Origin of the sequence: Haloferax sp. AS1 (assembly GCF_014530665.1) — an archaeon.
GTDB lineage: Archaea > Halobacteriota > Halobacteria > Halobacteriales > Haloferacaceae > Haloferax > Haloferax volcanii.
In genome coordinates this window covers 298,067-320,584 of the sequence record NZ_SPSA01000002.1, presented here as the reverse complement: position 1 = coordinate 320,584, position 22,518 = coordinate 298,067, and the positions used below count along the sequence as shown (strand labels likewise).

Genomic DNA, 22,518 nt, shown 5'->3' with positions numbered 1-22,518 from the left:
ACTACAATTTTCAGAGACCACATCAAGCGCTCGATGGGCGAACACCGGTTGAGGAGGTCACTAACTAGACAGTGCCGTACAGTTGGCACTGTCTAGATAAGGAACGAGCAGGTCGAAGAGTTAGTGATCTATGCTACTCTCAAACCTGCTCAAAGAGAGTTTAGACACTGCTACGTTTGAATGTTGGCAGCGCGAGCGGACGGCGAACGCCCTGACGGGCGTCCTCAGAACGCTTCGCGTTCTGATGGGTTGCACGAGAGCAAAGCTCTCGTGAACGTCGCGTCCACTCATGCATCCAAGTTTCTTTTAAATCCGCCGCAAAGCACTCGCTGACCAGGTCTGCGAGCTTCATCCCAAATTAACTCAACGACCTGCTCGCTTCTCAAACTGGCTTAACTAGACAGTGCCGTACAGTTCGGTGTGCCGTTTTTAATAGGCTTTGTGCCGAGTTACCGTGGCTAGCCATCAGAACCCTCTTTGGTGCTGCTTGAGGCTGGATCGAATAGATGGAATTTCCCGAAGCATTGGTCGGGATCGTATTCGCCATTTTGGCGCTCATTAGCGGCTTCTTCTTCATGACAGCAGGGATTGGTCTATCACTGATTCCTCCCTCCGTTCCGATCTTCGGATCCGCCTCCCAGATCTCCTCTGTAATCTATGTTTTCGGTGGTGGTATACTCGCGACTCTGGGCTGTGTTGGACTGTACTCGATACTCCGTAATTCGCTTAGAGGTTCGCGAGGAAGAGGAGGATTTAACCGATAATCCAGTTGTTCGATAGTCTATCCTCGCTTCATCGAAACAGCTGTTCCAGCCAAACCCAGACCCGTTGTATCCTTTACTTTCACCCTGGTTAGCGTGCCTTTTTGAAACTACAGCGATGTGTTAGATGTATGGACGATAAGAGTAAGAATCAGCTCGGCGGTGGGGCCATTGGCGGTGCCCTTGGGGCAGCAGCTGGCGGTCCCGCTGGTGCAGTCGTCGGTGCGACAATAGGTGGGTGGCTGTTCGGACGGGAGAGCGACCACAACGATACTCTCCGTAAGACGTTTTCGGCAGTCAAGGAGTCGACGAGTGACGACGCGCATCTCTACGTCTCCCATATCGATCCTGCCGGAGCCGAATCGACGAGTCCCCAGGGTGTTATCGACGGTGTCAACGGCGAACCCGATCTCATCTCGATTGACTCAACGAGTGCGAATTTGATCGTCGAGGTCGAGACGATGAAGGCGATCGCCGAAAACGGGAGTCACGCGCTGGAGCAGCTTCAGGACTACCGAACGTCGGGCTTCAAACGTGTTCTCGTCGTTCCTGAAGACGAGATCGAAACTGCCGTTGAGTGGGTAGAAACACATGAAGACCAGGGTACTCTGGAGGGATCAATCACGGTTGCATCCCCCGAGCGGATTGCGAATGTACTCTAATTTCCCGACCTACGAGCCCGAGCGAGTACGATTCTCAACGAACTCCTGTGCCCACTTATCGAGGAACTCTACTGTCTCCAGGCGTTCATCGACTGAGCCATCGTCAGCCAGGTGAAGGAGGGAAGTCTCGGGGTCATCTTCTTCGGACCATCCGGTAACAACCCACGGCTTCTCGTCGGTTTTCACAATTTCGCCGTCAATATTCGTTGCACAAGCGGATTGGGCGAGATTCAGCCGATCCGACGTTTCGATGAGCGTCGCCGCTACCCAGTTGAACAAGGGGCTTCCTGGGGCGAGGAACCTGAGTGAGGGGTACTCGTCCGCCGTCTCGGGGTCGAAAGTGACACCGATTCCCCCATGCTGATTTGCGATACTTGCAGCGAGTGTATCTTCGTTTTCCTCCGCTGTGGCGGGTGCATCACCCGAATGCTGGAGACAATAAATGGACTCCGTGTCCTCCGGTTCGCTGAGGTCGAACTCGATATCTAATTGCGACAGTGAATCGAAATAGACCCCTGCTTCGTTGAGGGTCTCGTTCTCCAAGAAAACCCCTTTAATCGCATCTACGGTGTAGACCGGGTCTCGGTTTTCATCCGGGTTCCCGACTCTCCCGAGATCAGGGTGAGAGTAGGTTTCCCAGGCATCTAAGCGCGCTTCTTGGATGACCTGTTCACGCAAGGGGCGGTCGCTGTCGATTTCTGCGAGTGAATCTTTGAGTTCGACTGGATCGTCATCTCCCTGCTGTTTCTCGATATCTCGTTCGATGTCCCGCTCGAGTTCCTCGTATTCATCGCTGTCGGCTTTTGCCCCCTTTACCATCGTTGCCTCCCGAATCTTCGACCCGACACTGGACAGAATCGGTTGCATATCGCCGACGACGTACTCGAACAGGCCGATGCGGTCGTCCAGTCGGTCGTAGATATCTGATTCGACGGTGTCCTCGTAGCTGTAGTTGAGGATGTACACGTCGTCGTATTCTTGGCCGATGCGGTCGATACGACCAATCCGCTGCTCCACGCGCATCGGATTCCAGGGGAGGTCGTAGTTAATCATCGCACCGCATTCCTGGAGGTTGAGCCCCTCACTCGCGGAGTCCGTACACACGAGAATATCGACTTCGCCGTCGTTGTCGGAAAATTCTCGCTTAACTCGTTCTTTTCCGACGTTCCGCCAAGTGTCCTCATCCTCGTCGTACATCTCACCCCCGTCACCCGAATAGCAGGCGATATTTTCGCCGTACTTCCAGCGAAGCTCCCGACGGACGAAGTGCATCGTGTCTTTGTACTGTGTGAAGACGATAATTCGGCTCCGCCCTTTCCGGTCGAGCATGTCGAGGTCCTCGTACAACTGATCCATCTTCGGGTCATCGTCAACCTGCTTGACCTCCTGAATGAACGACTCAAGCTCCTCGATCTCCTCCTTAAGGAGATTGATACCCTCGTCCGTAAGACTCGGAGCCAGCTCGGTGAGATCCACGTTCAACACGTCCTCGCCGGCGTCTTCCATCTCAGCGATCTCTTCTTCGTCGAAATCGCTCAACGCATCGAGTGCAGCCTGGCGGTCCTCATCCTGTTCGTCCCGGATACGCTTCCGTCGTTCGAGCACCTTCCGCTGGGTTCGGAGCTTCTCAAGTCGCGACGAGAGGCTTTGGGAAATGGCGTAGACACTGCTGGTGAGTCGCTGGCGATATGTGGTCATCACGAACCCGATTGCTCGCGCTTCCGTCTCCGTCGACTGCTGGGCCTTCTTGTAGAAGGTCCGTGTGTAGTCGTCGATCCGGTCGTACACCCGGCGGGTCTGATCGTAAAGTTCGATCCGTCGACGTTCGGGTTTTCGGGTCGGGACCGTCGCCTCGAGTAGCCCTGCTTTACGGTATTTCCTGAGCGTATCCCGGGTATTTCGGTGGATGCACGCATCTATCGGCGTTGCCCATGTGAACACGTCTTGGAGAACGTCCCAACCGTCCTCACTGAGCTCGTCAAGTGCGTCGAGGCGATCACTTCGTGAGGAGATAATCATCTCCTCGTTCAGCACTGATTCCGGATACAGGAGCCGCTTGAGCTTGGTATCCTCATCCGCCCCGAACGGGTCGATTTGCTCATCGATCGCGGTGTCTACTTTTCGTCGGTAGTCGTCGTACTGTTGTCCATACCCTCGTGCCAGGTTACACGCTTGAAGCAATCGCTGCTTCGCGACGCCTCGGCCTTGGTCTTCTAATCCGAGTTCGTCGACGATCCCTTCGAGGACGACGTCCGCGTACTCAATCGAGGAATCAAAGCGATCCTGGAAGGTTCCATCGAGGGTTGCCTGCGACGGTTCACTAGATGTCGAGCGAGACGAGAGATCTGCCCCTCCTTCGATAACGGTTGACAGCGCCTGGCGAGTCTCGAAGAACTCGACGAATTGATCGCGGTTGTCCCATGCCTCGGGGATATCGAGGAGTGTCAGGAGATCGTATAGCTCGCGGTGGTGAAGCTGCATCGGCGTCGCGGTGAGCAAGTAGTAGCAGTGAGTGTGATCGCGTAATCGTTCGAGCAGATTGTAGAAGTTGCTCCCATGACGAGCATTGTGTGACTCGTCGACGACGACTGCGTCCCAGACACCTTCTCGACCGTCCACGTTGCGTCCCCGGCAGCTCGCTGGGATGTCGTCCCTCGTGCGGACTGTCCCCTCATCTGCGGGAGCGACCTGCTCCCACCGGCCTGTGAGACGTGCTGTGTGCCAGGACATGATGATGACTGTCGGTGTCGGATCGTCCTTCCGAGTATGTGCGAACCGCCACATCGGGCTGTTCGTCCACGCCTCGTCTCGCCGGTCCGCATCGATGTCCAGGTCACCGGCCCCCGGGACTGGATGCTCTTGTCCGACGGAATCGATGAAGGCGTAATCGTAGTCACTCCCACGGTCGTACCGGTAGGCGTTGATATTGAACTTCTCCCAGAGCTCTTCTTGCCACTGCACGGCGAGACTGGCGGGTGTGAGAACGAGCGAGTTCTCGAGTTCGCCTGTCAGTCCGAGTCGGGAGAGCGTCAGGCCGACCTCGATAGTTTTCCCGAGCCCGACCTCGTCGCAGAGGAGGTAGGAGTTGGGATACGTATTGACCGCCGTATCGGAGACGACCCGCTGATGTGGCCACGGGTCGATTGTGCTTGCTTCCTCGGCGAGCTGGAGGCTGCCAGGGGCCTGTGCCCCATCGGCTAGAATTCGCCCCTTGTCACCGTCGGTCGGTGCTTCGGGCTCTCGTATTCTCTCGACGATCTGTGATACCTCGACATCGTTGTCTGGGGCCTTCCAGTCGATGAGTTCCTCCTTCAACGCTTCCGGCAGATCGTAGACGTCGACGTAGTCGTGGTCGTCCTTCCACAGTTGCTTGAACGACTTTCGGTCGCCTTCGACGTAGGGTGCTTGGCCGTCGTCCCACGATCGGTGGACTTTGAACCGTTCGTAATTCCGCGTCCAGCCGCCAGCCGTCTCGTTGATGCTCCCCTCGAACGAGGTTCTATTCCCGTCTTCATCTCGGAATATGCCTACTTTGGGGTGGAAGATGCCCCACTCCCCTCGGCTTGGGACTGCAATCTTCAGTTCGAGACGGTCCTCGCGAAGGAGCCAGGCGAGCAGCTGAAGTTGCTGGTCTAGTGTTTCATCGTCCAGGTCCGTCAGGTTCTCATCGAGATCGTCGGCGAGTGCCTCCAGCACAGGTCGATCCTTCGGTTGTAGCTGTGCGCCGACGATCAGACGCATCCGGCCGTCGTTTGCAACGAGTGCCTCGATTCCATTCGCTGCTGCAGCAAGTGATCCACTGTCGAAGTAGCCCGCAATCCGATTGTACTCGACGCTACGCTCAAGGGCGGGAACGTAGAACTCCTTGATAAGATGAGACGCGTCTTCGCTTGGCTGACTTTCGTAGATAGACTGCCACTCGTAGTCACGGAGAGACATAGCCATCTGATATTGACGTATGCCTGCTCCAGAACATAAAGAGTAGGTACATTTGAATAACGCAGCACAGAATTTTTGCGCGACCGCTCGGTGGTGTTTATCATGCAAACTGGAAAGAAACCCTTCAAGAACCTCGTTCCGGGCCGTGACCTGTTCTATGTCCCGAAATACCAACGGAACTACTCGTGGGACAAAAAGCAACGTCGCGAACTCTGGGAGGATCTTCTCGAGTCCCTCGACAAAACACACTACATCGGCACATTCCTCATCGAAGACTCGGACGAGTCAGATAGCGGTCTGTACGATGAGGTTGGTATCATCGACGGGCAGCAGCGACTGACGACACTCTTGATCATGCTCTTCGAACTACAGGAACAGTTCGATGCTCACGGGAGAGAGGAGTACGCGGTCGACATCTTGGACAATTATCTCGTAGCCTCAGACCAGCAGCGGCTTCGCCTCCAGGAAGACGACGATGCGAAATTCTTCAAGAAATACATCCTCGAGGACGTCATCGATACCGAAAAATCGACGCAAAGCTCGAACCCCGAAGCGGAGTACACGCTCGACACCCCCTCGAAACGCCGACTCGCGGATACGAAGTCGTTCTTCCGCGAGAAGTTGGAGGACGCACCTCCAGAGCACACCGACTACGACGACCCGGTAGAATTCCACACTGACCTCTACTCGACGATTCAGAACCTCGATCTCCTCGCGTATGTCGTTGAATCCCGTGCTGAAGCGGCGCGCATTTTCCAGACAGTCAACGACCGCGGGAAGGGGCTTACCGACCTCGAAATCACGAAGAGCTACCTGATGCACCGGCTGGCGCTGGTCACTGACGATGGGCCTCGCGACGGGAACGGCGAGGAAGAACAACGAACTGAGGGGCTCATCAACATCGTCCAAGAGAACTTCGGCGAGATCTACTCAAACATCGAGCAGATCACCGATACCGATGTCGGTAGTGGACTCGACGAAGACCAGATTCAACGTTACCACTTCATCCTCTGGGACCCGAACTGGACGACGAGCTACGACAAGCGGTACTACCAGAACCATCTTGAGTACGTCAAGAAGGCGTTCGCGATGGACAACGGTGAACTCCCCGAGGAGATCATCGAGTATACGAACGACCTGAAACGGTCCTTCCAGCGGCTTCGAGAACTGGTCACGCTGGATGGAATCAACAGCAATCGGATCGAGACGCGGCTGGAGAACCTCTATGCCGTTGGTCGCCTTGGGAATTTCTACCCGCTCCTCATCACTGCCTACGACCAGTACACCCGCGATCACATCTCCGAACCGGAGTTTGTCCGCCTCCTCGAGAAGATCGAGACGTTCATCGTCAGAACGTATCTGATCGAGCAGAAGGCCGCAGATACGGGACGAACGAGAGCCTATCCACTGGCGCGTCAGCTCTACTACAACGACCCTGGCAAGCAGGCAGACGACATCAGTCCAAGTTCCGTCGACGATGTCATCGACAAGCTGGCTGACCACGTCCACAACTACTGCGACGACGATACCCTGATGGACACGCTCTACGAGGCTGACGTCTATTCCTACTACAGCGATTCCAACCGGAAGAACGAGCTTCGGTACCTGCTGTATGCGTACGAGCTCTCGCTGGAACGCGAACGAGAGAACATCCCCTTCGAGGTCCAGAAGGTCGTCGACAACGAGGATGACCGCTTCACGATCGAGCACGTCTGGCCACAGACCGTCTCGGACGAGTTCCCCGAGCACCTCCACGAGACTATCAACGAGAACAGCGACCGGCTGGGCAATCTTGCGTTGATGACCATCGAGGATAACGCCGGCAATCAGAACGACCCCTTCGAGAAAAAGAAAGCCGCCTTGGATGAGTCCAAGTTCCGGATGCTCAACGAAATCTTCGAGAACATGGAGTGGAACGAAGTGACGATCGACGAACGGGAGAGGCGAATTCTAAATGTGATTCGGAACCGTTGGCCGGATGAGGTAGCACGCCAGAAAGAGGAATCTCCTCCTTCAGCTTGGCAAGAAGATTAGGAACTTAGAAATCTTTCAGACGTCCTTGATGCTCTTCATCTTCTTCGCGATTATTGAAGATCTCTGCGTCGAGATCAAGATCAAGAAGATCTCCTGTGTCTCCTGCAGCGAGGTCTCGTGCTAATTCCCAGTCCCCGTGATCTTGTGGTAGAACACGTAGTAACGCTTCCAAAGTAGCTTTAAATGCAGGATCGGAATTACAGTTTCTATCATTCATCCAGTTCCAAGCCTCAGTAGCTCCACGAGCGTCATAGATATGCATCGCTGCATGGACCTTATCCAAAGCCGTGGAGAAGGATAATGAATCCGGATTTACCGGCTTGCGTCCAGACCGAGCATCTGGATCTTTGTTAATGCTCTGTACGCGGTCTCCGTGAGGTCTGAGAATGATGTTATCTTGGCTCTTCCTCCACATTCGTCTCTCGTCCTTCAGAGTAGAGATGTTTGTACCTACTCCGATAGCGAGTCTATTTGCTTCGTCGAATGGGAATTTTTTGGCCCCGAAGACGAACCAGGAAAGAAGATACCATCGGGTATCTTGGTCAACGTCCTGAACTTCCTTATTAAGATATTTCTCGGTTAGGTAATCCAGAACGGCTTTTCGAGCTTCATCTAAGGCAGCCTCTGGCCGGACTTCTTCGCCCTGTGAATTCACGACAGGATAATTTTCTGTAAATACTTGTAGAGTGGGCCCGAACGAAGCTAAGATCAGGTCCACTTTTGTAAAGTCTACATCTCGTTCTTCTAATGAGCGCACCCGCTCAACAGCTGCATCTTTTGTCTCCTTTCTTATATCATCCCATAAACTAGCAGACTCATCTCGTTCGTCTCTCTTTTCACTTGTCAGTAGTATCGTACTTTCTGCTGAATTCCGGCCCTGTTGTTGAACTCGATCAGGGGTTTCAGTGCTGATCGGGTGGGTTGCAGAGATGGTAAACCCTGCCTCAATAAGTCCAGTAGTCAGGGTGTCCCACGCTTCAGTTTCCTTATGAGTAAACATCATTGTGAAGACTCCATCATCTGCCAAGGTACGATGGATCTCCGCAAACATCTCTGTCATCCTACGCTCATACTTTTGCCGGGCGAGTTCCTTCTTTGAGGTCCCCTCTCCAGCTATCCCTTCGAACAGTGATGGATTGGCGACCGCCTCTGTCTCCTTGTCTGTAACTTCATCTAGGAACCAAGTTGGATAGAGGTCTCCTAGATATTTTTTCAACCACACATAAAAGAAATCGGATAATTCTGCGTACATGATACTACTGTAGTAGGGTGGATCCAGTACAACAGCATCAACGGATTCATCGTCAATTGATAGGTTGGCTGCGTCGCCTTGGAAAATTTGAAGAGGTGTATTTGCTTCCCCGGACAGTTCTTTAAGTTCTTCGTATACTTCCACTATTGAGTCTAAGACCCATTGATATCCGTGATCCTCCGTGATGAGGTGACTTTCTGCGAAATCCCACGCAAACGCAAAGTCAGATCCCGCGAAGGTGTGACCGATTTTTGGTCGGGAGGCATCCCAAGCGGACATCCTACTATTATAGTCGAGTGCCTTGTCAGAGCCGATAGCTAAGAATGTGAGGATTGCTTCGGCCTCCTCGTCAGAGTAAGTGGATCGAATTTCAGGCTTGCATTCCTCGAAGGCCTGCCAGTATGTGTGGTGAGCAAGCAGCTGACGGGGTGAAAACATATCTCGCCACTCGAAAATTCCACGGCGTCTCGGTTCCGAAGTCTTCTCCCCTTCAGGAATTTCAGTCGCAAGGAACGTAGATAGGTCTGGGTCATTTTCGACCCGGTTTACTGCTTTAGAGATCGCCGTTTTTTCTTCTTTATTCGTTACTCGGAACCCACGCTTTCCCCGTTGCTCGCGTCTTACTGCCAGACTTTGATAATCGAAGTCGTCTGACTGAAGTTTTGAGTTGATTTCTTCTCCATCAATCACCACATCGCAATTCAAGCAGGTCGCTTTTCCATGTGAGATTGTCCCACTAGTCGGGTTGAATTCCGATGTTTCTACATCCTCCGGAATACGCACTATCTCGAAATCAGCACTAAGTTCCTCTTCATCGACTATTGGACGGATTGCTGTTCCTCTGACTGGGTTTGTATCCTTATCTAACCACCAATTGCCAGCAAGCGGTAGGTCGAATCCACAGTCTGGACAGGTGATCCGGTGTGCCCAGATTGTCTCGAGGACTCTTTCTCCTGGATTGCTGGGATAATATTCCTCTAGGTTTTCTCTTGCAATCTCGTTAATTCGCTCTCCCCACTTTTGGATGTCATCAGAGAGATCCGTTTGGATTCTCGGATGTTCCAGTACCGCTTTTAGAATGACTGAGGCTACTGGATTTAGCTCGTTTGCTATTGTTGGAAAACCGTACCTTAGACTCTCAAACGGAATGGAACCTCCACCTGCCGTGGAGTCCATCACCGTAGGTAGTTCACCGCCCCAAGCTGTTCTCACAGTCTTGTGAAGGCGATTTCTTTCTTCGCCTTGTGGTACTCTCTTGTACGACTTCCTATATCCGTATAAGTCGTAAACCCTCCCAGACCATTCACTCTTCATCTCCTTTTTCTTTCTAACGTGCTCTGCTACGGTATCTTCAGGCGATTTATTATCTGGGTTTATTTCCATCCACCGTAGTAGAGTGTCATCGTCGACGGAATCCGGCAGAACTGAAGCTAGGATGGCTAGTCGAGAGGCTGGAGTTGGTCGCCTGGCCCACCAGTTATGAATGTAATTCTGTGGTGGGAGATCTGAGTAATTTTTTCGCTCGCGTTCGTTTTCAATACCGACGGCTCTGATTGGAAGTGGGTCTTGGATCTTTAGACGGGGTCGGTTTCTATTTTCCTCAGTCATGGTTACTTATGATGTGTTAATAGTGTTCGAAGGGCTTTCTCGCCGCTAGGGCTATTTGGTGAACGACACTTGGCGTGCCAATAGTAGCACTCTTCAAGACTCATCCGTGCAACGCCACGGGTGAGCGCTCGCATCCGATCGACTCGCTGTAGTGGTTTGATTCCGATGAATCCGAGTGAGAGCCTAACCCCCGGCTCCTCGGGGATTAGGACGGTTGCGGATCCTGTCCCGGTAATCAACGATGGATCGATGTCGGTGTCTCTAAGGGCTTCATCGAAGAGTTGCAGCAGACACCGGAGACGGGCACCTGAGAGTCGCCGAATCTTCATCGCGACCCAGTCGTCCCATGTCCAATCTTCTGAACCCTCGACGTCTTCATCGATCACTTCGTGGAACGGATACGTTTTCGACGACTGTTGACGGCGCCGTTCTAGCCGTCGCTTCCGTGCGTCAGCCTGTTCGGTCGGAAGCAACTCGTAGAGCGTGACCGTCACTTCGTTCCCCGTCTCGTCGCGCACGAGGGCGAACGTAGGACGACCACCATAGATGCTACTTCCTAGGGCGAAGGACTGTGCCCGTTCCTCGTCTCGTTGAATGCTCATGAGTCGTCACCATCGATGCTCGTCGGTCCGCCGGCCTGCGCTCTGACGGTGATGTTCGTCCCGTCGAGTTCGTCACCGAGCTGGGCGAGCACATCGTCTTCGTCGCCGTCGATAGCCTCGGGTTCGTCCATCTGGAACTTAAAGCTCAGCTTGACCTTCTGATTCCCGCCTGTCCGGTCGCTGAAGCCCTCAGGACTCTGATTCAGCGTCGTGAAGGCGTCGAGGGGTCCGGTGAAGTTGGCGTTGAAGGTTGCTTCACCGTTGCCCATATCGGCACGACTCTTGTAGTCAAGGTCCACCGTGATGGACTCGCCTCGAGATTTCACGGGCGACCGCTGGGCGACGAAGGACCCGTGCTTGAACGGCTGGTCGCCTTCGATCTGGACGATGAGTGAGTCGATCCCCGGCGTCGCGTCACCGCTGGCTTGCGACATAGCGTGACCCCGGATCTCGCTGAAGGCTCGCTTCGCACTCATCGACCCGGTGGATTTGTTCCAGGTGCCACCGGGACCCGTCTTGCAGTCCTCACAGAGGACGGGTTCGTCGGCTTTCGTTTTGCCTTCGACCTGGTCTCCACATTTGTCACACTCAGCGGGCTTGTTCCGACACACCTCACAGAGTTTGTGAACGCTCTGAGGAGGGAGGTCCTTGCCACAGTTTGCACATTCCGTCAGCTCCGGCGGCCGAATCTCGTCGGCGTGCTGATCCAGGAGGTCCTCGATACTCGCGAAGAGTTCGTATTCGTCGCCGATCTTGACCTGCGAGTCCGTGATCGAGGTCGTAACATCCGGTGAATCCGGAAGCGGCGCGTCATGCTGCCAATTGTCGGGCTGGGACTGCGCGTTCCAGTACGCGGTCTCCGTTTCACTGTCCCAGTATGCGTACTCGTGATCCGAAACCATTCGTGCGATAGTCTTTCGCAGCGGTTTCGTACTTAAGAGGAAGGGCAGCCCCGGCTTCCGGGCGAACTGTGCTTCCAGATCTGCCGTCGTCATCCGCCGCTTTTGACTCTGCCAGAGCTTCTGCTCGAACCAGACCTTCCCTTTGGGCTGGTCGTCGTCTCGGATGATCCGGTTCATGTCATCGAGCGTGGTCCGGACCGCGTCGACGAGCTTCGTCCCACCGCCAGCGTCGACGGACGTGATGGTGACGTGCGTCAGCCCGTCGTCCTCGACGTAGAACAAGTGGCGATAGACGTTCCGAACGCTTTCACCAAGGAGTCCTCGTGCTTCGTCCTCCCTGTCACGGAGCTCCTGCAGCTGCTCATCGGAAAGGTCCGCTGTCTGCTGAGAGTCATCTCGGAGGTCCTCGATGGCTTCAAGCCGCGTAGCCTGGTCGATAGCGTTCTGGAGAAGTTGTGAATCAGGTGCCAAGAAGAGGACGTAGTTCTTGTAGGAACGGCTCTGAATCGTGCCCCCGTGTTTCGCGGCCGTCTTCTCGTACAGCTCCTGAATCTTATCCGGAACTTCTGTTTCCTGCCCTCGTTCGGTTTGCACCGGTGCCGTGAGCATATGCATAATCGAGAGCGTGGGGGTGGAGCCGGCGTCCGATACGTCCGCTGGCTCTTCGGGGAACATCTCGATATTGAAGCCCCCACTCCCAACCTCACGGTCCAGCCGTGCTTCGAACCGGCTTCGGGCTTGCTCCTCGGAGGTGTTCTGAATCCGCTGGTCGATGATCCGAATCAGGTTTGGTTCGGCCTTGAACCGGATCTGATCCTCGTCGTAGAGGTAGTAACAGGCGACGTTCATATCGTCGCCGCCGAGGTTCTTCAGTGCGTTATCGTAGTGGTCGAAGGAGACGTCGGGATGTCCCACCGCCTCGTTGAGCCCACGCCGAGCGATACCTGACGCCTGCTCACCGAATGCGAGGCTGTTCCAGAGAACCGTCGTCGTGATGTGGGTTCCAAGCGCGGGAATTCCCTTCTCCGTCCACTTCTGGTCCTCGAGTTGCGCGTGCGCGGTCTCGTCACGCGTGTAGATGTCGGCGGTCACCGCAGCGCTCAGGTCGACAAATTCGAACAGTGATTCGTTGAGTGTCGCCCGGATGCTCCCATCCGGAGCATCATCCCCTGGCGTGAGATCATAGAGTCGGAGGAAGTGCCGGTCGTACTCGCCGGGCTGGTGATTCCAGAGATAGTGGATCGCTCGGCCGAGCAATTTCAGTGCTCCACGGGTCCGCTGGAAGTCTGGGATCGTGTCGATCTTCTCGGTGAGTGTCTCAATGACGGTGGGGTGGAACGGGTACTCCCGTTCGAGCTTCGAGCGATAACTATCCTCGCTGACCTCCTGCGGGAACTGGCGCGGCGCGTCGTCGTAGAAGTGGAAGTACTGTTCAGCCACCGAAGCTGCGGTTCCAGTGTCGATTTCATCGAACAGCCGGTGCTGGAGAACAGCTCCGACTTCGGTTTCTCCAGTAGGAGTGATCACCTTCTGCTGGCGCTGAACGACGGCGTCCAGCTCATCAACTAGACGGCGAACCTCCTCGGCCTCCTCTTTGAATGCCGAGTCCGCAATACTGTAGATAACCGTGAGCGTGTCGACCTGGGCTGCCGTCTCCAGCAGCGATTTCATGAAGGAGACGGTCTGACTGGCCAGCGTTGCCCCGCCGACCTCGAGCGTCGACGCGTCCTCAAGATACTCGGCGATCTCGTCGATGAGGACCACCGAAGGCTGGTCACTCTGTTCGAGGAGGTCTTTCAGAGTATTCTGACCGGGGGCCTGCCGGTCGCGGTCGTAGTCCTCGATCACACGGTAGCCGTCGACCCCGAATAGTTGGTACGCGATCTCACCCCACATCGTGTTCGTGTCCGGGGCGTTCGGGTCAGTCCGACTACTCCGGGCACTCCGGGCGTCGACATGCCCACCAACGAAGATGGCTGAATTTGCTTCGAGTCCATCTGAAACAGCATCCAGATACTCGCTTGCCAGTTCGTCCTTGTCGACGAACTTGGAGAGGTTCCCAATTTCAGTCGGGCTGTTCGCGAGATGGTACGAGGCAATTAGGTCGTGCGTTTTCCCGCCGCCGAAGGTCGTATCGAGACAGAGGATGCTGCTCTTGTATCCGTGGGTTTCCCGGTCTGCCGCAGCTAGAAAACGTCCGGAGAGATTGCTCAGGAGGGTAGTCAATCCTTCTGTCGGATACGTTGTATCAAAAAATTCCGCAGCGTCCCGATACACAGGGGCGGCTTCATCGGGCTCGTGAGCGACGGTCGCGAGGTTTGCGGCGAATTGCTCCTCCTCCAACGTCCCGTCGATAACGTCGGAGCGAGGCTGACAAGCCTCGAAGAGCGAAGTCACCTCTTCCTTTTGTGTACTCATCGTATGACAAGACGTGGTTTTCACACCACCTTAAAAGTTCGAACCTGAGTGGCTCATCTGCGGTAGCCATTTGTTACTGGCGTTGCTGCCAAAACGGCAAATCGGCTTATTCGAATTCTGTGAGACTCTTGTTCTGGAGATTCGAGGGATTGCGTCCAATTTGAATGAGTTCAAATCGAGAGAGATCAATATCTGTGACCTCGGCTATTGAGGAGTATTCAGCGTCTGAGAGGGATCCGACTTCGATGGCTGTCAGTGGATGCTGTGTGAGGAAGTAGCTGCTTGCAAGACCGGTAGGTGAAACGACGAGAACCTTCTTACTCTCTACTGACTGTAGCCTGACTTCTGCATCCCTATACTGGTAGATTTCCCCGGACAGCGACTCCACAGGGAAGAGGTTGGAAGCATCTCCGTGTTCAACGTACCCGCCTGCAGTGTAAAAATGCTCAACACTCATCCATATCACTAAAATAATGCTTGATACTTATTTCTTGTGGGGATACTATAATCGGGTCTCAACTCACACTCTTTCGACACAATGGATCGGGACCTGTACCAGTGTACAGCGGGGGATCTTGCGACAAAATCTGTTGACACGATACCGGCTGAGTGGTCTGTAGAGCAGGGACGTGAGTGGCTGTCTGAGAACGGCTACGATGTCTCACCTGTCGTCGAGGGTGAACAGCCTGTGGGGTTCGTCGCGATAGAGGATCTTTTAGATGTTCCTGACAGTGCGTCAGTCTTCGAACATCGCAACCCCATTACGCTCGAAGAAATAATCTCCACGGATGCTGATTTCGGGAGCTCACTTTCGGCCCTCTATGACGAGGGATTCTACTTTCTCGGTGGCCGCAACCAAGTGACGGGTGTCCTCACTCGAGCAGATTTGAACACCTCACCAGCCTATATTCACCTCTACGATCGGCTGTCGCTTCTTGAAGAGAGTCTCCGAGATCTGATCACCGCTGAAGCGCCAGACTGGAAGGATAATAGTGAGATCGATCTTTATCGGGACGAAATCAGGGATATCGAGCGACGATACCAGCAAGCGGAATCCGCCAACATCGCGTTAGAGGAAATCCACTATGCCCAGTTTTCGACGCTCGCGAAAATTATCGCAGCCGTCGAACCTTGCTGGCGGGCGTGCGGATTCTCGAACGGTGATGTCGCTGAACGTGACATCTCAGATGTCACTGACGTCCGGAACGCGGTAGCACATTCGAACCTCCTCATCGAGAACACCGGGCAGGGGCTGATGGAGGGACGGACTGTAGCCACCGTCCTCGACGCATATGAAACGATAGAGGCATGTATTGAAGCATTGGATACTGGTTCGCCCTGAAGAACTGTCCCCTTCTGGGACAGTATTATGTCACGCGGATTAGTTTGTTTGTAGCATGGCTAATGGCTGTGATTTTCTCACCAGTCCTTCCTTCGACGCACTCCAATCTGAGGTTTTTGAACGGGTTGATACGCAAGCAGATGACCAACCCGGTAGTATCCTCTATTTAGAGAACAACGACCACCGAAAGGATGAAATCGCCGACGAGTGGGCTGAAGATTTCCAGCCCCTCCGTCTTCGTGTAACCGATTTCAATACTGTCATCGGTGAGTGCTACGAGCGGGTCGCCGACCCGAGTTCCCTTCTGGATGCCCTGACTCGACGCCGGTTAATCGACCGGGCGCTTCGTGACGTCGCTGACCGTGGTCTATTGGACGATGTGCATCTCTATCAGGATCACTTCACCGACCTCATCACGGAACTTGAGGGAGAGGGCTACCACTCCCCTGAAGCCGTTCGCACCCTTGTCGAGGATTCCGACCTGTCCGCTGAGACAGCTAACCTGGTTGTGAGTGTGTATGAGGTCTTCTACGAGCTCCGACGAGACGGCGTCGGGGATGAAGTGTACACCCTGAGTGAGGCATATCGGGCGGTCCTTGATAGCGATGCTTCCCTGGCGGAGATATTCCCTCATGTCGATGTCGTCGTGATCTCTGGGTTCTACGACCTTTCCAAACACGAGATGGCCTTTCTCCAGCAGTTAGCTACGGCGTTCCCTGTTTGTATCTCGCTTCCACTGGTCGACACGGAGACCCCAACTGATGGAGCGAACCAGATCACGACCGATGTGATAGGTGTGTATCGGGAGATTGCCGGCTCGCCGTCCACTATCTCTCCTGACTCGACGAGTCAACTTACTGACGCTGCTGGCAAGCTCTATACCCCGATCCCGGGTGTCGATGAGGATATGACATCCCACGATCAACTCCACTGGTACAGCGCTCCAACGCCAGACCGAGAGGTAAGACAAGTTGCGCGACGAATTCGGAAACAGCTTTCTGACGGTGCAGACCCTGACGACATCTTGGTCGTAATTCCGGGATTGATTTCGTATCAGGAGCAGGTGGCCGATGTCTTCGAGGCCGCCGGAATCGAGTCAGTTGGGTTTGCGAACAAACTGTTGTATCAGACGTACGCTGGTCGGGCGATGCTCGATCTGGCTGACCTCTGTGTCGACGACCCGCGGACAGATACAATTGCGCGCCTCGCGACGAACCCGCTCGTGACTATCGGGAAGGATACTGACGATGTAGATCGGTCTGCTATAGCAGACCTCGCCCGCCGGCTTCCGACGGTCGATACTGACCGACTTCTCAAGGAACTCAACGATGGAACTGCTGAGGCTCTGGATCACCTCTTCCAGGCCGCCACTGATGCCGAGGCCGCGGGGGCGGACGATGTCGTTGCAGCCGTGCGAACTGTCTTCGAGACAGTCGAACTTCCGGAAAACGTCGACACTATCGCAGCAGGTGCAACGTCATTCGACGCTCGAATGGAGGTTGCATCGTTCAATCGGGTCGAGAAAGTGCTCGACGCCGTCGAATTCGTGGCTGAGCGCTTTGGAATGGACGATCCCATCGAGGAAGTGTACGATGCGCTTGAGAAGGTGCGTGTCCCCCCACCGAGTCAACCCACAAAGGATGTTGTCGAGATTGTCGGCCCACGCGACGCCTATATGCAGTCCTATTCGCACCTGTATTTCGTCGGGTTGACCGAACAGGACTTCCCGGTCGAACAGGATCGCCCGCTCTTTTTTGAGCGGATGTTTGACGACATCCCCGAAATTTCTCTCACCGATAACCGAGCAGAGGCCCGCTACCAGTTTGCGACTTTACTCTCTGGCGCGGAGAGCGTCTACATTACGACACCCGAGACATCGTTTGATGATGACGACCTACTGGAGTCGTCGATTCTCGATGAACTCGCTCGTGTAACCGGTCTTGAGCCGTCACCTGATGAGCTAGGAAACGGCGTCTCCGAAGACGTCCAGCGAGCCCTTCGCCACCACCGAGAGCGGGAGTCTCGGGAGGAAGCGGTTAGACACGCTTCTGACTCTGGAGCGTTCTCTCGACAACAAGCAGAGCGCATCGTGGCAGGTGCGAGATGCGCTGAAAGTCGAGCCAACGCCGAATTATCCCATCACGATGCACAGCTCGATTCTGAGTTGGTTGCGGAACTCCATGGGGAGCGTGGTCCGTACAGCCCGACGCAGCTGAAAGACTACGCCCAGTGTGGCTATGCCTACTATATGAACCGAATACTGGGCATCGAAGCGCCGGAGGAGTTCCACCTTGAGCCTCAGAAAGTAGATCTTGGGAGCCTTGTCCACGATATCTTCGAGAAGTTCTATCGCGGTCTGCAGGATGATCAGGGCGACCCGGTTCACCTCACTGAGTATGACCGTGGATTCCTGGAGGAACGGCTGCTGGAACAGACGCGAGACAGTCTTGCTGAGTCTGATATTGACTTCGACGACGTGTTCTACGAACGATGGCTGGAACAACTCCTCGCTGGGCTCGTGACGCCTGACGTGAACGAGTACTTCGGCGATGGAAGACCTCATCAGGGCATCGACCGGGGGCTCTTCGTCCGATTCCTCGATGCCGAGTATGACGACAATGATGATGTCCCGGCATGGTTCGAGGTGCCGATGGACTTCGCCGATTCAGAAGAGGGAGAGATCACGGTGACGAAACCCGGGGGCAGAGAAATCTCCGTCGGCGGATTCATCGACCGAGTGAGCCTTCGCGAACAGGAAAATGGGACCATCGAGGGATTGGTTCACGACTACAAAACGAGCGATCCAGAAACCATCCAGACAATCGATGGTATCGAATTCCAACTCCCGCTCTATACACTTGCGACCCGGGCCGAACTGGCAGCACAACACGGGGACACACTTGGAACTGTGGACGGCCAATTCTACGTAACAGAACCACCGACCGAGGTCACTCGGAAGTGGAGTCTCCGGTACTACATCGAACGGAACGATGGAACTGACGAGGACTATGAGCGGTTTCTCACTGAAACTGTCCCCACGCGTGTTGGCGAGATAGCTGACGGCATTGAGAACGGGGCGTTCCAGACGACCACGCTTTCACCGAAGGAGGCCGGCTGTCGGTACTGCGACTATCGGGATATCTGTGATGTTCGTCACCACCAACGCCAAGAGATCATCCAAGAGATGGATCGGTCCGGCGCGCCGGGCTACGTCCCACAGCGGGCGCGAGATGGGTCGTTCCTCGACACGCTCGGGGGTGAAGACGAATGACCGGAACCGACGACACGCCGACGACTTCGGACGACGAAGATCAGGGAGGGCTCTCCCCAACCACAGAACAGGAGGAGGCTCTGGAACTCGATCATAATATCGCAATCACCGCGGGGGCAGGGACTGGAAAGACGACGACGCTGACCCTCCGTTATCTTGAAATGCTGGAGTCCGAGTCCGACATCGGACCCAAGAACATCGCGACGATCACATTTACGAACGATGCCGCGAATGAGATGCAGGAGCGTATCCGAGAGGAGGTAGCTGAGCGTCTCAGTGAAGCCCCCGAATCAGACGAGTACGACTACGATCGGTGGCGCAACATCAAGGACGACCTGGAAAACGGCTACATCCACACCATCCATGGATTCTGTTCGCGATTGCTCCGCGAGTACGTTGTTGAGGCTCCCGTACGACCTGAGTTCGACACACTAGATGAGGCTGATGCCAAGGTGTTGATGCGGGAGGTGGTCAGAGAGACCATCGACGCTCGTTGGGAGACGAACGAGGACATCCGTCGTCTCGCCCGTCTCTGGAATCGGGATTCACTCGAACAGGTCCTCGTCGGTCTACTTGATAGCCGTCCGATGAGTACCGAATGGGCGACTCGCTGGGAAGGTGCGTCTGTGGACGAGTATTTGAACCACGTCTGGGCTACATTCTATCCAACGGATCAGGAGACTGCTGAAGCTCACCTCAGCGACCCGTCAGTACAGAATGCTTTGCACACCATTTGCGACCTCCACGGCCGCGGATTCGACATTGACCCCAGTGATAATGGGATGGATTTTCTGGAGACCGTCTCCACTATTGCACGTGAAACCGGGATTCACACCGGCGAGGCGGAAGGCAGGGAATGGCAACGAGCCTTCGACGTAATTTGTGACCGACTGACGACAGGTAGTGGTAGCAGATATAGCCGGCGTCACTGGTACCGGGGATCAAAGTCGAGTTGGAGTGGTCGTGAGGACGAGCAGGAGCAATTAGATGCAGCTGCGGATGCGCTTCTAGAAGGGCTCGAACCTGAGGAGAAGGAGTTCATCGGCGGTCTCGATACTGAGTGGAACAGTAGTCACTACGTCCTTAGCCTCGCTCGGCTCTACTGCACCGTTCTGGAGGAGTACACACAGACGAAATCGGATCAGAATACCCTCGACTATCACGACCTTATCCAGACCTGCATTGAGTTCCTGAACGCGGACGACCGCGTGTGCGAGCAGGTTCAGTCACAGTTCGACTACGTAATGGTTGACGAGATGCAGGACACCGACCTGCTTCAGTGGGAACTCATCAAACTCGTCACTGCCGGAGATACTGACAACTTTGACGCCCAGAACGTCTTCCTGGTTGGGGACGAGAAACAGAGCATCTATCGATTCCGGGGCGCTGACGTGACCACCTTCGGTTCGGCTCGTGCGGATCTCGCTGCGGCTAACCCCGACGACGTCGAGACAACCAAACAGCTCAGGGGGAACTTCCGGACGATCGAGGAGACGCGGGAATTCCTGAACGCGCTCTTCGATCAAGTGTTCGAGCCGATGGATGACGAATACCGCGACTACGAAGCTGAGCCGCAGGCGCTTACGGATGAACGCCGGGAGGGGCGCGAGGTCACCGGCACGGTCGAGTACCTTCTCGTCCCCGACGAGGATATCCCGGAACTCCACGGTGACGACTACCTAACTCAAACACCTCGATTCGCTGGCCATGGTGAGCGTGAGGCGCACGCGCTCGCCAGTCGCCTCACCTCGTTGCTGGACGATCCCCCCGAGATATACGATGAAGACGAGGAGTGTCTTCGATCTGCGAAACCGGAGGACATCACCATCCTGTTGCGCGCTCGCACCCGTCTCAAGGAGCACGAACGAGCACTGGATGCATATGAGATTCCGTATACTGTGGTGTCGGGAACCGGGTTCTGGGACGCCCCTGAGATCACAGCTCTGACCAATCTGCTCACGTTCTTCGAGAACCCGGATGACGACATCGCACTGTACGGTGTCCTTCGGTCGCCTCTGTTTGGCTTCCCCGACGAGGACCTCGCCAGACTACACTCCGAGGATCAATCGCTTTGGACCGCGCTCCAGACGACTGAAGACGACCTTGAGGACGCAGCACGTCTCTTGAGCGACTGGCGACAACTCGCCGCCGTCAACGACGAGGTCTCGGCCGACACGACGGTGCCGTGGGGAACGCTCCTCTCCCAAATCATCGCCGATTCAGGGTATATCGCCAGTGTTGGAGCCGACGAACGGCCGCGACAGGCGGCAGTGAACATCAACAAATTCCGCGAACAGCTCCGCGCCTGGGAAGAAGGTGGTGTCAAGACAGTCTCGGAACTTCTCACGCGAATCGAACGCCGGAAGGAGATCGAATCTCACGCCGACGAGGCAACAATCCCTGAGGATGCCGATGGTGTCCAGATTCGGACCATCCACTCCGCGAAGGGCCTTGAGTTCCCTATCGTAGCCATACCCGAGGTGGGCACCGAGTTCAACTTCCAAGGGGACGTCGACGACTACGGGAAAGTCTATCTCGACGAACTCGATGTCGCGGACGGTGGTTCAGAACCGGTACTTGGTCTGAAAGCTCCGTCAGCTGACGACCCCTACGAGCACCAGAACACGCTTGCCCGGACGCGGCTTCAGGACGAGGTCCGGATGCAAGAACGAGCCGAATTGAAGCGTCTCCTCTATGTTTCAGCGACGCGGGCCCGAGACCACCTCCTGTTCAGCGGCGTTCACTCTATTGACGCTGATGAGGAGGGTGGCTTCGGATTACAGAACGCGAATGACGCTGCGGATGCTAGGTACTGGCGTGACTGGCTCCAACCGATTCTCGTAGAAGACGAGGATGGAGATGCAGGGCATATCTTGGGCCCACTCTCCGTGGGGGCAGCGCATACGACCACCCTCCGTGGTAGTGAATACACAGTTCGAATCCCAACAGCCCCTGTCCAAGACTGGGGCGCGTCAGCATCGACTGAGCGTGAATATCCCCAGATCGATATTCCTGATCCAAAGGCATCCACTCCCCCAATATCGATTACAGCGACAAACTTCGCGAAGGCACTTTCTCCCGATGATACAGCCGTCTACACCGACGAACTTGAAGAGGATGCTGTGAGTCTCGACACAGATGGTCTACAGGCCAACCATCTGGGAACAGTCGTCCACAAACTCTGTGAACTACGACCCGATCGAGATCGGTGGCGTCCGATTGCGTCCCGACTGGGTTCTGTTTTGGATGACACGGTGACCGATGGGGATTTGGACCGGATCGAAGAGTATACCGATCGCTGCCTGCAGTTCCGTGATCGTATCGTCGACACTGAGTCGCCGACAACGGCCCATGAGGAACTCTCGGTCGTAGCCCGGCTGGAGGCTGGTCGAATCGTAGGGAATATCGATCTGCTCCTAGTTACCCCCGACAGCTACCACGTCATCGATTACAAGACGAACGATACCTCTCAACGGTCAGTCGACAACCTCGCAGAGAAGTACTGGCCACAACTTGAGGTGTATGCTGCTGCTCTCCACCAGAATGACGACTCTAGGACGGTTCACACGACGTTGTACTTTGCGGACGCTGATGAGTACCGGACTACGACCCACGATATGCTGTCCCTGGATATTCTCGGTGATGACCTAGACACACGGCTCGGGGAGTTAACTCAGTCCGCCGGCACGGCAGTCCCGGAAAGTCCAAGCGGCTACTGAGGAAGTTA

The 22,518-nt window shown here is 55.1% G+C and carries 10 protein-coding genes and 1 pseudogene; 6 read left to right on the top strand and 5 right to left on the bottom strand.

All coding sequences use genetic code 11. The features are described 5' to 3' along the window. Positions 1 to 130: 130 nt before the first annotated feature. Together E4P24_RS16235 and E4P24_RS16225 are read left to right on the top strand one after the other, a co-directional pair. Positions 131 to 223: pseudogene (locus E4P24_RS16235) on the top strand (IS6 family transposase); the annotation flags it as partial. A gap of 669 nt (positions 224 to 892) precedes the next feature. Further along, positions 893 to 1,423: a hypothetical protein gene (locus tag E4P24_RS16225; RefSeq protein WP_188148787.1), complete on the top strand. Its 531-nt coding sequence runs from the start codon at positions 893 to 895 to the stop codon at positions 1,421 to 1,423. A gap of 9 nt (positions 1,424 to 1,432) precedes the next feature. On the opposite strand, the gene E4P24_RS16220 is transcribed toward E4P24_RS16225, so the two are convergent. Next, positions 1,433 to 5,368: a helicase-related protein gene (locus E4P24_RS16220; RefSeq protein WP_223174070.1), complete on the bottom strand. Its 3,936-nt coding sequence runs from the start codon at positions 5,366 to 5,368 to the stop codon at positions 1,433 to 1,435. A gap of 96 nt (positions 5,369 to 5,464) precedes the next feature. On the opposite strand from E4P24_RS16220, the gene E4P24_RS16215 reads away from it, so the two are divergent. After that, positions 5,465 to 7,396, top strand: coding sequence for a DUF262 domain-containing protein (locus E4P24_RS16215; protein WP_188148786.1), 1,932 nt, complete (start codon positions 5,465 to 5,467; stop codon positions 7,394 to 7,396). 4 nt (positions 7,397 to 7,400) lie between these two features. On the opposite strand, the gene E4P24_RS16210 is transcribed toward E4P24_RS16215, so the two are convergent. From E4P24_RS16210 to E4P24_RS16195, 4 genes are all read right to left on the bottom strand, one after another. Then, positions 7,401 to 10,256 (bottom strand): DUF1156 domain-containing protein, encoded by a 2,856-nt coding sequence (locus E4P24_RS16210; protein WP_188148785.1) that lies wholly within the window; start codon positions 10,254 to 10,256, stop codon positions 7,401 to 7,403. Positions 10,257 to 10,258: 2 nt separating this feature from the next. After that, positions 10,259 to 10,858, bottom strand: coding sequence for a hypothetical protein (locus E4P24_RS16205; RefSeq protein ID WP_188148784.1), 600 nt, complete (start codon positions 10,856 to 10,858; stop codon positions 10,259 to 10,261). Next, entirely contained in the window at positions 10,855 to 14,178 is a 3,324-nt protein-coding gene (locus E4P24_RS16200) for an ATP-binding protein (RefSeq protein WP_188148783.1), read from the bottom strand. The genes E4P24_RS16205 and E4P24_RS16200 overlap by 4 nt, the downstream gene beginning before the upstream one ends. Before the next feature lie 106 nt (positions 14,179 to 14,284). Then, complete coding sequence (locus tag E4P24_RS16195; protein WP_188148782.1) at positions 14,285 to 14,635, bottom strand: hypothetical protein; 351 nt, start codon at positions 14,633 to 14,635, stop codon at positions 14,285 to 14,287. 81 nt (positions 14,636 to 14,716) lie between these two features. Between E4P24_RS16195 and E4P24_RS16190 the strand changes: the two genes are divergently transcribed. The 3 genes from E4P24_RS16190 to E4P24_RS16180 are packed head-to-tail and all read left to right on the top strand — an operon-like array spanning position 14,717 to position 22,510. Next, entirely contained in the window at positions 14,717 to 15,520 is an 804-nt protein-coding gene (locus E4P24_RS16190) for a CBS domain-containing protein (protein WP_188148781.1), read from the top strand. Between the two features lie 55 nt (positions 15,521 to 15,575). Then, positions 15,576 to 18,791 (top strand): PD-(D/E)XK nuclease family protein, encoded by a 3,216-nt coding sequence (locus tag E4P24_RS16185; protein ID WP_188148780.1) that lies wholly within the window; start codon positions 15,576 to 15,578, stop codon positions 18,789 to 18,791. Next, positions 18,788 to 22,510, top strand: a complete 3,723-nt coding sequence (locus E4P24_RS16180) for an exodeoxyribonuclease V subunit beta (RefSeq protein ID WP_188148779.1) — start codon at positions 18,788 to 18,790, stop codon at positions 22,508 to 22,510. The genes E4P24_RS16185 and E4P24_RS16180 overlap by 4 nt, the downstream gene beginning before the upstream one ends. Positions 22,511 to 22,518: the final 8 nt, after the last annotated feature.